Source organism: Pseudomonas rossensis (assembly GCF_039888995.1).
GTDB lineage: Bacteria > Pseudomonadota > Gammaproteobacteria > Pseudomonadales > Pseudomonadaceae > Aquipseudomonas > Aquipseudomonas rossensis.
On record NZ_JBBWCB010000003.1, the window covers coordinates 26,838 to 40,339 of the forward strand.

14 protein-coding genes are annotated in these 13,502 nt (G+C 60.3%); 9 read left to right on the plus strand and 5 right to left on the minus strand.

Going from position 1 to position 13,502, the window contains the following annotated elements:
- Nucleotides 1-211 precede the first annotated feature (211 nt).
- From WLY71_RS01660 to WLY71_RS01675, 4 genes are all read left to right on the plus strand, one after another.
- The gene (locus WLY71_RS01660; RefSeq protein WP_347802251.1) at nt 212-2,965 is read left to right on the plus strand and encodes a response regulator; all 2,754 of its coding nucleotides are present in this window, start codon (nt 212-214) and stop codon (nt 2,963-2,965) included.
- Between the two features lie 187 nt (nt 2,966-3,152).
- A complete protein-coding gene (locus WLY71_RS01665; protein ID WP_347802252.1) occupies nt 3,153-4,145 on the plus strand; it encodes a 2-hydroxyacid dehydrogenase in 993 nt (330 codons plus the stop codon).
- Nucleotides 4,146-4,222: 77 nt separating this feature from the next.
- A complete protein-coding gene (locus tag WLY71_RS01670) occupies nt 4,223-4,657 on the plus strand; it encodes a hypothetical protein (protein WP_008147995.1) in 435 nt (144 codons plus the stop codon).
- A complete protein-coding gene (locus WLY71_RS01675; RefSeq protein ID WP_347802253.1) occupies nt 4,657-5,061 on the plus strand; it encodes an META domain-containing protein in 405 nt (134 codons plus the stop codon). Before WLY71_RS01670 ends, WLY71_RS01675 begins: the two co-directional genes overlap by 1 nt.
- A 111-nt stretch (nt 5,062-5,172) precedes the next feature.
- On the opposite strand, the gene WLY71_RS01680 is transcribed toward WLY71_RS01675, so the two are convergent.
- On the minus strand, nt 5,173-5,640 hold the full coding sequence (locus WLY71_RS01680) for a TlpA disulfide reductase family protein (protein ID WP_347802254.1): 468 nt from the start codon (nt 5,638-5,640) through the stop codon (nt 5,173-5,175).
- 114 nt (nt 5,641-5,754) lie between these two features.
- On the opposite strand from WLY71_RS01680, the gene arsC reads away from it, so the two are divergent.
- The 3 genes from arsC to WLY71_RS01695 are packed head-to-tail and all read left to right on the plus strand — an operon-like array spanning nt 5,755 to nt 7,128.
- Entirely contained in the window at nt 5,755-6,108 is a 354-nt protein-coding gene (gene arsC, locus WLY71_RS01685) for an arsenate reductase (glutaredoxin) (protein WP_347802255.1), read from the plus strand.
- Complete coding sequence (wrbA, locus tag WLY71_RS01690) at nt 6,105-6,701, plus strand: NAD(P)H:quinone oxidoreductase (protein WP_046046494.1); 597 nt, start codon at nt 6,105-6,107, stop codon at nt 6,699-6,701. The genes arsC and wrbA overlap by 4 nt, the downstream gene beginning before the upstream one ends.
- A gap of 1 nt (nt 6,702) precedes the next feature.
- Nucleotides 6,703-7,128, plus strand: a complete 426-nt coding sequence (locus WLY71_RS01695; protein ID WP_347802256.1) for a DUF2069 domain-containing protein — start codon at nt 6,703-6,705, stop codon at nt 7,126-7,128.
- A gap of 88 nt (nt 7,129-7,216) precedes the next feature.
- Here WLY71_RS01695 and WLY71_RS01700 read toward each other — a convergent pair whose 3' ends face one another.
- Both WLY71_RS01700 and ttcA read right to left on the minus strand, forming a co-directional pair.
- Nucleotides 7,217-7,891, minus strand: coding sequence for a DNA-3-methyladenine glycosylase I (locus tag WLY71_RS01700; RefSeq protein WP_347802257.1), 675 nt, complete (start codon nt 7,889-7,891; stop codon nt 7,217-7,219).
- Nucleotides 7,892-8,022: 131 nt separating this feature from the next.
- Nucleotides 8,023-8,847 carry a tRNA 2-thiocytidine(32) synthetase TtcA gene (gene ttcA / locus WLY71_RS01705; RefSeq protein WP_347802258.1) on the minus strand — a complete coding sequence of 275 codons (825 nt, stop codon included), beginning with the start codon at nt 8,845-8,847 and terminating at the stop codon, nt 8,023-8,025.
- Between the two features lie 279 nt (nt 8,848-9,126).
- On the opposite strand from ttcA, the gene WLY71_RS01710 reads away from it, so the two are divergent.
- Nucleotides 9,127-9,729 (plus strand): Yip1 family protein, encoded by a 603-nt coding sequence (locus tag WLY71_RS01710; RefSeq protein WP_008147981.1) that lies wholly within the window; start codon nt 9,127-9,129, stop codon nt 9,727-9,729.
- Between the two features lie 158 nt (nt 9,730-9,887).
- The gene (locus WLY71_RS01715; protein WP_033055255.1) at nt 9,888-10,382 is read left to right on the plus strand and encodes a SprT family zinc-dependent metalloprotease; all 495 of its coding nucleotides are present in this window, start codon (nt 9,888-9,890) and stop codon (nt 10,380-10,382) included.
- 120 nt (nt 10,383-10,502) lie between these two features.
- On the opposite strand, the gene WLY71_RS01720 is transcribed toward WLY71_RS01715, so the two are convergent.
- Complete coding sequence (locus tag WLY71_RS01720) at nt 10,503-11,684, minus strand: CaiB/BaiF CoA transferase family protein (RefSeq protein WP_347802259.1); 1,182 nt, start codon at nt 11,682-11,684, stop codon at nt 10,503-10,505.
- Nucleotides 11,685-11,828: 144 nt separating this feature from the next.
- On the minus strand, nt 11,829-13,163 hold the full coding sequence (locus WLY71_RS01725) for a dicarboxylate/amino acid:cation symporter (RefSeq protein ID WP_347802260.1): 1,335 nt from the start codon (nt 13,161-13,163) through the stop codon (nt 11,829-11,831).
- Nucleotides 13,164-13,502: the final 339 nt, after the last annotated feature.

Here is a 13,502-nt window from a genome sequence, read left to right on the forward strand (position 1 = left end):
TATCTGCAAATAATTCTCAGTTGGCGATTATTCAAGATTGCCTCGCTGCGGGCAACACAAGGTTTGCCCGTGAGGTAAAAGTGGGGATCCAGCCGACGAATGCCGACATCAATTTTACGAAGATTGCCCGCCTGCAAATCGCTACACTGCGCAGGTGGCGCGTGCTGGACGTACGTGCAGGTCATTAAATAGCTGGATGCAGGAGAGATGCGTGCTCAAGAAACTGGGAATTAAAGGCCGCGTGCTATTGCTGACCCTGTTGCCGACCAGTCTGATGGCCTTGGTTCTGGGCGGCTATTTCACCTGGATGCAGCAATCCGACCTGCAAACCCAGCTCATGCAGCGTGGCGAGATGATCGCCGAACAACTGGCGCCCCTGGTGGCCCCGGCCATGGGCCACAAGAACACCGAGCTTTTGGAACGCATTGCCACCCAATCGCTGGAACAACCGGACGTTCGCGCCGTTTCGTTCCTCGCGCCCGACCGCGCCCTGTTGGCCCATGCCGGCCCGACCATGCTCAATCAGGCGCCGATCGGCAACAGTTCGCAGATGCTGCGCCGCAGCGGCAATGACGCGACGCGTTACTTGCTGCCGGTGTTCGGCAAGCACCGCAATCTGGCGGGTGACTTGATTCCCGAAGAAGCCGAGCGCCTGCTGGGTTGGGTAGAACTCGAACTGTCCCACAACGGCATGCTGCTGCGTGGTTATCGCAGCCTGTTCGCCAGCCTGTTGCTGATCGGCGCAGGCCTGGCCGGTGCGGCGTTGCTGGCGTTGCGCATGGGCCGGACCATCAATCGGCCGCTTAGCCAGATCAAGCACGCGGTGGCCCAACTCAAGGACGGTCATCTGGAAACCCGCCTGCCGCCCCTCGGCAGCCAGGAGCTGGACACACTGGCGTCCGGCATCAACCGCATGGCCGGCACCCTGCAGAACGCGCAGGAAGAATTGCAGCACAGCATCGACCAGGCCACCGAAGACGTGCGTCAGAACCTGGAAACCATCGAGATCCAGAACATCGAACTGGACCTGGCGCGCAAGGAAGCCCTTGAAGCCAGCCGGATCAAATCCGAGTTCCTGGCCAACATGAGTCATGAAATCCGCACGCCGCTCAACGGCATTCTCGGCTTCACGCATCTGCTGCAAAAAAGCGAGCTGACCCCGCGCCAGCTCGACTACCTGGGCACCATCGAAAAGTCCGCCGACAGCCTGCTGGGGATCATCAACGAGATTCTCGACTTCTCGAAAATCGAGGCCGGCAAACTGGTGCTTGACCATATTCCGTTCAACTTACGCGACCTGCTCCAGGACACGTTGACCATCCTCGCCCCGGCCGCCCACGCCAAGCAGCTGGAGCTGGTGAGCCTGGTTTATCGCGATACGCCGCTGTCGCTGGTGGGTGACCCGCTGCGGCTCAAGCAGATTCTCACCAACCTGGTCAGCAATGCGATCAAGTTCACCCGCGAAGGCACCATCGTCGCCCGGGCCATGCTCGAGGAAGAGCACGAAGACAGCGTGCAACTGCGCATCAGCATTCAGGACACCGGCATCGGGCTATCGAACCAGGACGTGCGGGCCTTGTTCCAGGCCTTCAGCCAGGCCGACAACTCGCTGTCGCGGCAACCCGGCGGCACCGGTCTGGGGTTGGTGATTTCCAAACGTCTGATCGAACAGATGGGCGGCGAGATCGGTGTCGACAGTACCCCCGGTGAAGGCTCGGAATTCTGGATCAGCCTGAGCCTGCCCAAAACCCGCGACGACGCCGAAGACCTGCCCGGCCCGCCGTTGCTCGGGCGTCGGGTGGCAGTGCTGGAAAATCACGAACTGGCCCATCAGGCATTGCAGCATCAACTGGAAGACTGTGGCCTCGAAGTTACTCCGTTCAATACATTGGAAAGCCTGACCAATGGCGTGACCGGCGCGCATCAGACCGATCAGGCGATCGACCTGGCGGTGCTCGGCATCACCAGCAACGACATGCCGCCAGAGCGCCTCAACCAGCACATTTGGGACCTCGAACACCTGGGCTGCAAGGTGCTGGTGTTGTGCCCGACCACCGAACAGACGCTGTTCCACCTCTCGGTGCCTAATCCGCACAGCCAGCTCCAGGCCAAACCGGCCTGCACCCGCAAGCTGCGGCGGGCCTTGTCCGACCTGGTCAACCCGCGTCAGCACCGCAGCGAACCTGGAGAACCGGTGTCCAGCCGTGCGCCAAAAGTGCTTTGCGTCGACGACAACCCTGCCAACTTGCTGCTGGTGCAAACCCTGCTCGAAGACATGGGCGCCAAAGTCCTCGCGGTGGAAAGCGGTTACGCGGCGGTCAAGGCGGTGCAGACCGAAACCTTCGACCTGGTGCTGATGGACGTTCAGATGCCCGGTATGGACGGGCGGCAAAGCACCGAAGCGATTCGCCAGTGGGAAAGTGAACGGCATTGCACGCCGCTGCCGATCGTTGCCCTCACCGCTCACGCCATGGCCAACGAAAAGCGTGCGCTGCTGCAAAGCGGCATGGACGACTACCTGACCAAACCGATCAGCGAACGGCAACTGGCCCAGGTGGTGCTGAAGTGGACCGGCCTGGCGCTGCGCAATCATGGGCCGGAGCGCTCCAGCGACAGCCACGGTGGTAGCCATGAGTTGCAGGTGCTCGATCACGAAGAAGGTTTGCGCCTGGCCGCCGGCAAGGCTGATCTGGCGGCGGACATGCTGGCAATGCTGCTGGCGTCGCTGGAAGCCGACCGCGAGGCGATTCGCTTCGCCCGGGAAACCAACGACCAGAACGCCCTGATCGAGCGCGTCCATCGCCTGCACGGTGCGACCCGCTATTGCGGCGTCCCGCAACTGCGCGCTGCCTGCCAGCGCAGCGAAACCCTGCTCAAGCAACAGGACCCGAAAGCTCCCAGCGCGCTGGAAGACCTCGACCGGGCCATCAATCGCCTGGCGGCCCATGCCCGTATAAATGCTTGATGAATACCTGTAGCAGCTGGCGAAGCCTGCGTCCGACGGCGAAGCCGTCGTAAAATCAGCCGATGCGGTCTTTCAGGTAAACCGCGTTTGCCGGATTTACGACGACTGCGGTCGAGCGCGACCCCGGACCGAACGCAGGCTTCGCCAGCTGCTACATAAAGCGTGACCGAGTCAAATGGAGGACCGCATGCGCACGATTCTTTTCAGCAGCCAGACCTACGACCGCGACAGTTTTCTCAGTGCCGAGCTACCGGCCGGCATTGAACTGCACTTTCAATCGGCGCGACTGAGTCTTGATACGGTAGCGCTGGCCGAGCATCACGAAGTGGTCTGTGCCTTCATTAATGATGACCTCAGCGCGCCGGTGCTCGAACGCCTGGCCGCGGGCGGCACACGCCTGATCGCCCTGCGCTCGGCCGGTTACAACCATGTCGATCTGGCAGTGGCAAAGCGCCTGGGGCTGGCGATTGCGCGCGTCCCGGCCTACTCGCCCCACGCGGTGGCGGAACATGCGGTGGCGCTGATCCTGGCGCTCAACCGGCGCCTGCACCGCGCCTACAACCGCACGCGCGAAGGGGATTTCAGCCTGCACGGACTGACCGGCTTCGACCTCGTGGGCAAGACCGTCGGCGTGGTCGGCACCGGGCAGATCGGCGCGACCTTCGCGAAAATCATGAACGGCTTTGGCTGCCAATTGCTGGCGTACGACCCCTTCCCCAACCCGCAAGTCGAAGCCCTCGGCGCCCGTTACCTGAGCCTGCCGGAACTGCTGGCCGAGTCGCAGATCATCAGCCTGCACTGCCCGCTCAACGAACAAAGCAAACACTTGATCAATCGCGAGTCACTGGCGCACATGCAAGCGGGTGCGATGCTGATCAACACCGGCCGCGGTGGTCTGGTGGACACACCGGCGCTGATCGACGCGTTAAAGGACGGTCAACTGGGTTATCTGGGGCTGGATGTGTATGAAGAGGAGGCACAGCTGTTCTTCGAGGACCGTTCCGATCTGCCGCTGCAGGACGATGTGCTGGCGCGGCTGCTGACCTTTCCGAACGTGATCATCACCGCTCACCAGGCCTTCCTGACCCGCGAAGCCCTGGGCGCGATTGCCGCGACCACCCTGCTGAACATCGCAGCCTGGGCGGCGGGTGGGCCTGCGAATCTGGTAAAGGGTGACTGAACCAGATCGAAGGTCATACGCCCGCGCCATGCTGCGCCGATGTCCGTGCTAGCATGCCGCGCATATTTGGAGGACCCATGGTCGAACACGATTTCCGCTATAGCCTGATGAACCCGCAACACACCCTCACCGAATGCCGCGCCCTTGTGCCGGGGCGTTATCAAGTCACCGGCAACGGCGGCTCGATTCGTAACAACGACGTGCTGGTAGTGACCCTCAAAGGCGCCAAGGACTTGTCCATGCGCCTGACCGTCGAAACGGTTCGCCACTTGATCAATCCGCCAGGCCAATGGGTCGCGGTGGCCAGTGGTCCGGTGTTCGGTGAACTGGCGATCCACACCTGGAAAGTGAACTGCGACAGCTGCGCCAAAGAGCTGAACTTCGAGTTTGCGGTCGACGCCAAGCTGGGCAACAAGGCTGAAAAGCCTGCTGCCACCGCACGGATCGCCGAACTGGGCTGGACCACGGTTGGCGAGAAGCACCTGTGCCCGAAATGCCAGGAGCCCGCGTGATGAAACGCCTCGCTCTGACCGCAATGGTTGGCGCCAGCCTGCTGGGCTGCGCCGCCGAGCCGGTGCAATTGCAACACAACCGCAGCTACATTCTGGAGTGGATTGGCGAACGTCCGTTGATGGATTACAGCCACCTGACCGTCACCCTCGGTGAAGATGGTCGGGCCTACGGCAACGGCGGCTGCAACCACTGGTTCGCGCCGTACACCCTGGAAGGCGACAAGCTGAGCTTCGGCAAGGTTGGCAGCACCCGCAAACTGTGTGCACCGGCGCTGATGGAGCAGGAAAAGCGTTTCCTCCAGGCGTTGGAAAACGTTCAGCGCTGGGACGTCTCGCCGATCGACCAGATGCGCTTCTGGCCGGCCGAAGGCAAGCCGCTGCGTTGGTGGCTTGAAGAGGGTTGATCATCAGCCCCGAAAAGATCGCAGCCTCGCCAAGGCTCGACAGCTCCTACATGGATTACCGAACACCCTGTAGGAGCTGTCGAGCCTTGGCGAGGCTGCGATCTTTTGCTTCTAGTTCTTGGCCTGCAACGCCTCAAGCTTCGCCATCACCCCCGCCGCCGTCTGCTCGCCCATCAACTGCTCCCTTACCTTGCCCTTGTTATCGATGATGTAAGTCACCGGCAACGCCTCACTGCGCGGCAACTCAAAAAGATCGGCCGGATCAGAAGCCAGCACGGTGAACTTGATGCCCAGTTTTTCACTGGCGCTTTTCAGCTCTTCACCCTGCACATTGTCGAAGTTGACCCCGAACACACCAATCTTCTTGTCCTTGAGCTGATCGGACAAGGTGTTCAGTTCCGGGATCTCGGTGCGGCACGGCCCGCACCATTCAGCCCAGTAATTGAGCACCAGCCATTGTTTGTCCAGACGTTCGGCGGCGACTTTCTGGCCGCTCTGGTCGATGCCATAGTCGTTACCACAGCCCCCCAGCAATAACGTACCGATGATCGCCAATGCCGCTGCCAGTCGCCTAGTCATGTCGTATTCCTTGTTCAAAATTGAATGCGCCTGCGACCCATCGCCTCCCAAGGTTCTGGATTACGCGCTGCACAGTTAGAATAGCCGTCACCTTACGCAAGATGCGAACCGCACATGACCGATCTGACGCTTTATCACAACCCGCGCTGCTCGAAATCCCGCGGTGCGCTCGAACTGCTCGAAGCCCGTGGCCTGACCGCAACGGTGGTCCGCTACCTGGACACCCCGCTGGACGCTGCGCAAATCCAGAGCCTGCTGACCAAGCTCGGCATCAGCGCCCGGCAACTGCTGCGCACCGGTGAGGACGAGTACAAAACCCTCAACCTGGCCGACAACAGCCTGAGCGAGGCGCAATTGATCGCCGCCATCGCCGCCAACCCGAAACTCATGGAGCGACCGATTCTGGAAGTCGGCGACAAAGCCATCATCGGCCGTCCGCCGGAGAATGTGCTGGAGTTGCTGCCGTGAGTGCGCCGTACATTCTGGTTCTGTATTACAGCCGCAGCGGCTCGACCAATGAAATGGCCCGGCAGATTGCCCGTGGCGTCGAGCAGTCCGGGATGGAAGCGCGCCTGCGCACGGTGCCGCCGATTTCCACCGAGTGCGAAGCCGTGTCACCCGATATTCCGGACGAAGGCGCGCTGTACGCCAGCCTCGACGATTTGAAGAACTGCGCGGGCCTGGCCATGGGCAGCCCGACCCGGTTCGGCAACATGGCGGCGCCGCTCAAGTACTTCCTCGACGGCACCAGCAACTTGTGGCTGACCGGCGCGCTGGTGGGCAAGCCGGCTGGCGTTTTCACCTCCACCGCGAGCCTGCACGGCGGCCAGGAAACCACGCTGCTGTCGATGATGTTGCCGTTGCTGCACCACGGCATGCTGATCACCGGCCTGCCGTACAGCGAATCGGCTCTGCTGGAAACCCGTGGCGGCGGCACGCCTTACGGCGCCAGCCATCACGCCGGGGCCGATGGTAAAAGCGGTTTGAATGAACATGAAGTCGCGCTGTGTCGGGCCTTGGGCCTGCGCCTGGCGAAGACTGCACAGAAACTGGGGAACTGACGTGGCCAAGAAGCCGAAGATTCTGCCCTCCATCGAGTGGCTCGAACCAAGGGTCCGGGCGATGCGTGTCATCAGTCTGCTGTGCTACTTCGGTTTGGTGGGTTTGCTGTGCGCCTACTACCTGGTGGTCGCCGACCTGCACGGCGCCCGGCCGTGGGTGATTCTGCTGATCGAACTGGTGCCACTGCTGTTGCTGGCGCCGGGGATGATTATCGGCAGCGCGCGCGGGCATTCATGGATGTGTTTTGTGGTGAACCTGTATTTCATCAAGGGCGCATTGGCGGCGTATGACCCGAACCGGCAGCTGTTTGGTTTGCTCGAAATGGGCGCGAGCCTGGCGGTGTTCTGCTCGGCGCTGTTGTATGTGCGGTGGCGGTTTCAGTTGAACCGCAAGTTGGCGGGTGAAGGCGAAACCTCCGCCGCCTGACACACCGCCATCGCGAGCAGGCTCGCTCCCACAAGGACAGCGTGAACCCTGTGGGAGCGAGCCTGCTCGCGAAGGGAGCGACTCGGTGTTAATGATTCACTGTGTAGGCGAGCATCATCGAAATCTGGCTCATCGGCCGCCCACCACTTTCTTCATGCCACTGGTTGAACACGCCCTGCACCGTGGCCAGGTCTCGCAGACTGGTCGGCACCTTGTCGACGATCTTCTGCGCATTCAACGCCGCGACCACGTCGTAGCTCGGCACAAACGTATCCTTGCCCACCATCCGCAAGAACCGCGGTGCCGACAACCCGCCCAATTGATGACCGCGCTTTTTCAGGCAGGTCCACAACCCAACGATATCCGTGACCGGCCAATCGGCGATCAACGCGCCGAAGCTGCCCTTCTCATGCGCCACATCCAGAATGAACTGCGCGTTGCGCGGCACGCTCTTGAGTTTGCCCAGGTGACGAATGATCCGCGCGTCCTGCATCAGACGCTCAAGGTGTTCGGCACTCATCAGCACGACTTTCTCAGGGTCGAACTTGAAGAACACTTCTTCGAACGCCGGCCATTTGGCGTCCACCAGACTGTGCTTGAGCCCGGCGCGGAAGACGCGCAGCGCCATGGTCGAGAGGTAGCGGTCGTCGCTGATCTTGCGCAATTGCGCCGGGGTTTTCGGAACGGGCAGATGGGCTTCCAGTTCAGCCGCTGAACCGAAGCGGTTCAGACAGTATTCGTGCAGCCACTTGTAATCGCGCATGCCCTCTCCTGATGAGTAAGTGAATAGACTCATGTGGGAGCCAGCCTGCTGGCGATAGCGGCGGGTCAGTCAACAATGATGTGCCTGACCCACCGCTATCGCCAGCAGGCTGGCTCCCACAGTGATTGTGTTTAGAGGTTTACAACATTGACGAAGCGCGAAGCCGCCGTTTCGTCGATCTTGAGGCTGGTGAAGTCGAACAGGTTGCGGTCCGCCAGCTGCGACGGGATCACGTTCTGCAAGCTTCTGAAGATGCTTTCGGTCCGGCCTGGCGTCTTGCGTTCCCATTCCTGAAGCATGTCCTTGACCACCTGACGTTGCAGGTTTTCCTGAGAACCGCAGAGGTTGCACGGGATGATCGGGAATTGCTTGAAGTCCGAGTAGGCCTGAATGTCTTTTTCGTTGCAGTAGGCTAGCGGGCGGATCACCACGTTGCGGCCATCGTCGGCGCGCAGCTTCGGCGGCATGGCTTTGAGCGAACCGTTGAAGAACATGTTCAGGAAAAAGGTCTCGACGATGTCGTCGCGGTGATGACCGAGGGCCATCTTGGTCGCGCCGATTTCGTCGGCGAAGGTGTAGAGCGTGCCGCGACGCAGGCGCGAGCACAGCGAACAGGTGGTCTTGCCTTCCGGGATCAGCTCTTTGACCACCGAATAGGTGTCTTTCTCGACGATGTGGTACTCGATGCCCAACTCTTTGAGGTAGGCCGGCAGCACGTGTTCAGGGAAACCCGGCTGTTTCTGGTCCATGTTCACGGCCACGATCTCGAACTTGATCGGGGCGACCTTCTGCAAGTGCATCAGCACATCGAGCAGGGTGTAGCTGTCCTTGCCACCGGACAGGCAGACCATGACCTTGTCGCCGCCTTCAATCATGTTGAAATCGGCAACAGCCTCACCGGCCTGGCGGCGAAGGCGCTTTTGCAGTTTGTTCTGGTTGACCGTAAGAGTGCCCATGACGCGAAATCCGTGAGGTGTGACGAAAGGTCGGCATTTTACGCAAATCGCCGGTAGATCAAAAGATCGCAGCCTGCGGCAGCTCCTACAAGTCATAACCGCGATTAAGCCTGGGGTTTACAGCGCAATTTGCTCTAAAGCCCTGCAACCTGCGTCGTTAAGACCTTTCTATACTGCGACATAAGGTCGCACACATATCCAGACCTTTCCTTACTCGGCCACTTTGGCCCGTAGGCGCTCCGCTGGGGGGCGACGGTAAAAATAAGAGGAGTGACTGGCATGATCCATCACGTAGTGGGGCTCTTCACCCACCCTGACCAAGAATGGAAAGAGATCCGTGGCGACCAGGAGGAAAGCATCAGCCACATGTATCTCACTCATACCCTGATTCTGGCGGCGATCCCTGCGGTGTCGGCGTTTATCGGCACCACTCAGGTCGGCTGGGTCATTGGCAGTCGCGCACCGGTGATGCTGACGGTGGAAAGCGCGATTTGGATGACGGTCATGTCGTACCTGGCGATGCTCGGCGGTGTGGCGGTAATGGGCGCGTTCATCCACTGGATGGCTCGCACCTATGACGCCAACCCGAGCCTGGCACGCTGCGTTGCCTTTGCGACCTACACCGCGACACCGCTGTTTATCGGCGGTCTGGCGGCGCTGTACCCACACATGTGGCTTGGGATGATCGTCGGCACCGCGGCCATCTGCTACACGGTGTACCTGCTGTATGTGGGGCTACCCACTTTCATGAACATTCCATCAGACGAGGGATTTCTGTTTTCGAGTTCGGTGCTTGCGGTAGGCCTGGTGGTGCTGGTGGCCATCATGGCGTTCACGGTAATTGTTTGGGGACTCGGCGTGGGGCCGGTCTATACGAACTAGCAACACATCACCCAAAAACAAGATCTGCCAACACAGGCCGCCGCAAGGCGGCCTTCTAATGCTCAAGGATAGAAAACGGTGACGACCATTCGGCGCCTCGGCGATTCGCAACTCTCGAGGGTTGCGGCATACTCGACGTCTCTGGAGATCCATCAAGCATGCCCGAGCAACTCAATACCCGCGTCGAAGACTGTTACCAACTAGCCGAATCCTTTTTCAAACGACCTTTCAAACGCCCCGTGGTGAGCCTCAAGCTGCGCGGGCAAAAAGCCGGTGTCGCGCATTTGCACGAGAACCTGCTGCGCTTCAATCCGCAGCTGTACCGGGAAAACACCGAAGACTTCCTCAAGCAGACCGTGGCCCACGAGGTTGCACACCTGATCGCCCATCAACTGTTCGGCGACCGCATCCAGCCGCATGGCGAAGAGTGGCAACTGATCATGCGCGGCGTGTACGAGCTGCCACCCAATCGCTGCCACACCTATGACGTCAAACGCCGTAGCGTGACCCGCTATATCTATAAATGCCCGTGTGCGGACAGTGACTTCCCGTTTTCCGCCCAGCGCCATGGTTTGGTGCGGCAAGGGCGGCGTTATTTGTGTCGGCGGTGTCGTAGCACGTTGGTGTTCAGTGGGGAAATGCGGGTCGAGTAGCAAGATTTGTGGTGTTTTTGCCGACTTCTTCGCGAGCAGGCTCGCTCCCACTGGGGATCTCCTGCGTGACACAAATCCAATGTGGGAGCGAGCCTGCTCGCGAAGGCGTCTGATCAGACGCTACACAACCACCTTGGTACGGCGCAATTCTGCAATCCGCTCAGCACTAAACCCCAACTCCCCCAACACCTGATCCGTATGCTGCCCCAACACCGCACCAATATGCCGCGGCTCCGGCAACCCCTCTGAAAACTTCAACGGACAGGCCATTTGCGGCTGCGTAGAACCATCCCCACGCGGCACCTTCGTCACCAACTCCCGCGCCTGCAACTGCGGATGCTGCACCGCCTCGCCCAAACTCAGCACCGGCTCGACACACGCATCGACCCCGGCAAACAACTCGTACAGCTGCGCAAAGTCATGCTTTTCGAATTCGGCTTTCAACTCATTCTTCAGCGCCTGTTGCTCGGCGGGTTTGGGCGACAGGCCCTTGGCCGCCAGTTCCGGCCGCCCCAGCGCACTACACAGTTGCTGCATGAAGGCCGGTTCCAGACTGCCCACCGATAACCAGCGCCCGTCCCGCGAGCGGTAATAGTCGTAGAAGCTGCCACCGTTGAGCATCTGATCCTCCCTGCCCGGCTCCACGCCACAGGCCAGATACCCGGCGCCGGCCATGGCGTTCAGGCTGAACACACAGTCAGTCATGCTCACATCCAGATGCTGCCCCTGCCCGGTTTGCTGTCGGGCGATGACCGCCGCCAGCAGCCCGATCACCCCGTGCAACGAGCCACCGGCGATATCCGCCACTTGCATACCCAACGGCAGCGGTCCGCTGTCGGCGCGGCCGGTGTAGCTCGTCAGCCCCGCCAGCGCCAGGTAGTTGATGTCGTGGCCGGCGCGGTCCTTGTAGGGGCCGGTCTGGCCGTAACCGGTGATCGACACGTAGATCAGTTTCGGATTGATCGCCTTCAAGGCTTCATAACCCAGGCCCAATCGTTCCATCACGCCGGGGCGGAACTGCTCCAGCACAATGTCGTGGTCCTGCAGCAACTGCTTGATCACCTCCAGCGCCTCAGGCTGCTTGAGGTCCAGCGCCAGGCTGCGCTTGTTGCGATTGAGGTAGGCGTGGCTGGCGGAGACGCCCTGATCGTGAGGCGGCAATACCCGCAGCAGGTCCATGCGCGTTGGCGATTCGATGCGCAGCACCTCGGCACCCATGTCTGCCAGCAACAACGAGGCGAACGGCCCCGGCAGCAGTGTCGAGAAATCCAGAACCTTGAGTGATGCCAGTGGACCGAGCATGGGCGTTCTCCGTAAACGATGTTCCCAGACTAGGCAGCCGACGGCATTGCAGCAATCACCTTATGCGTCAGATGCGCTGACCGTTACGCTCAAATCGCAGGCATGAAAAAACCCGCCGAAGCGGGTTTTTTCAGTGCAGCCGTCTTACTTGACGTTGCTTGGGGTTGGGCCTTCGGCCACACCCAGGTCGTCTTCTTCACGCTCGTCGGAGATACCGCGACCGCCGGAAGCGAGCTCGACTTGCAGCTTGTCTTCGTCCAGCTCTTTCACCCACTTGGCCACGACCAGGGTCGCAACAGCATTACCAACAAGGTTGGTCAGCGCACGGGCTTCGGACATGAAGCGGTCGATACCGAGGATCAGCGCCAGACCGGCCACCGGCAGAGTACCTACGGCCGACAGGGTGGCCGCCAACACGATGAAGCCACTGCCGGTCACGCCCGCAGCACCTTTGGAGGACAGCAACAGCACCAGCAGCAGAGTGATCTGGTGGGTGAGGTCCATTGGGGTATCAGTCGCCTGAGCGATGAACACAGCAGCCATGGTCAGGTAGATCGACGTACCGTCGAGGTTGAACGAGTAACCCGTCGGGATCACCAGACCCACTACCGATTTATCCGCACCCAGGCGTTCCATCTTGATCAGCATGCGTGGCAGCGCGGATTCCGAAGAGGAAGTGCCCAGCACGATCAGCAGTTCTTCACGGATGTAGCGGATCAGCTTGAGTACGCTGAAACCGTGCGCGCGGCAGATGGCGCCCAGTACCAGGACCACAAACAGGATGCAGGTGATGTAGAAGCAGATCATCAGCTGACCCAGCTGCACCAGCGAGCCGACACCGTAGGCACCGATGGTGAAGGCCATCGCACCGAACGCGCCGACTGGAGCGAGCTTCATGATCATGTTGATGATGTTGAACATCACGTGAGCGAAGCGATCGATGAAGTCCAGCACCGGTTTGCCGTAGGCACCCAGGCGATGCAGGGCGAAACCGAAGATCACCGAGAACATCAGCACTTGCAGGATGTCGCCGTTGGCGAAGGCGCCGACGATGGTGTTCGGGATCACGTTGAGGACAAAGGCGATGATGCTCTGGTCTTTACCGGCCGAGATGAAGCCCGCGATTTTGCTGGTGTCCAGAGTCGTCACGTCGATGTGCATGCCGGCGCCCGGTTGCACGACGTTGACCACGACCAGACCGATCAGCAAGGCAATGGTGGAAACGATTTCGAAGTACAGCAGCGCATAGCCGCCGGTTTTGCCGACCGACTTCATGTTCTGCATGCCGGCGATACCGCTGACGACCGTACAGAAGATGATTGGCGCGATGACCATTTTGATCAGTTTGATGAACCCGTCACCCAGCGGCTTGAGGGCTACACCGGTCTGCGGGTAGAAGTGACCGAGCAGGATGCCGATGGCAATAGCAACGATCACCTGGAAATACAGGGATTTATACAGTGGCTGACGAGTCGTCATTGCAAAGTTCCTCAAGAGTGCCCCAGTAACAACATCCATCTGTTGTCCCTGACACCTCAATTGCGAACCCTCCTGCACTGGAGGGATTTGTTTTGTCGAGCTGCACGATGGCAGACCTCTGCGGCTTGTATCGCAAGGCCCGTGCCACCTTCGTCAAATCGCCAGCAAGCCTTTTGACATCAAGGGTTGCAGGTTTTTCTTTGTCACCAAACGGTTACGGCAAAGTGGCGGATTTCCGCCCATCGACCAAACCGCGTCCTACAATTTGGCGGATATCCGCCTTGTTCACCCTCGGCCACCACAGCTACCATCCGCCGTTCAATGGACGGACTTGCCCTC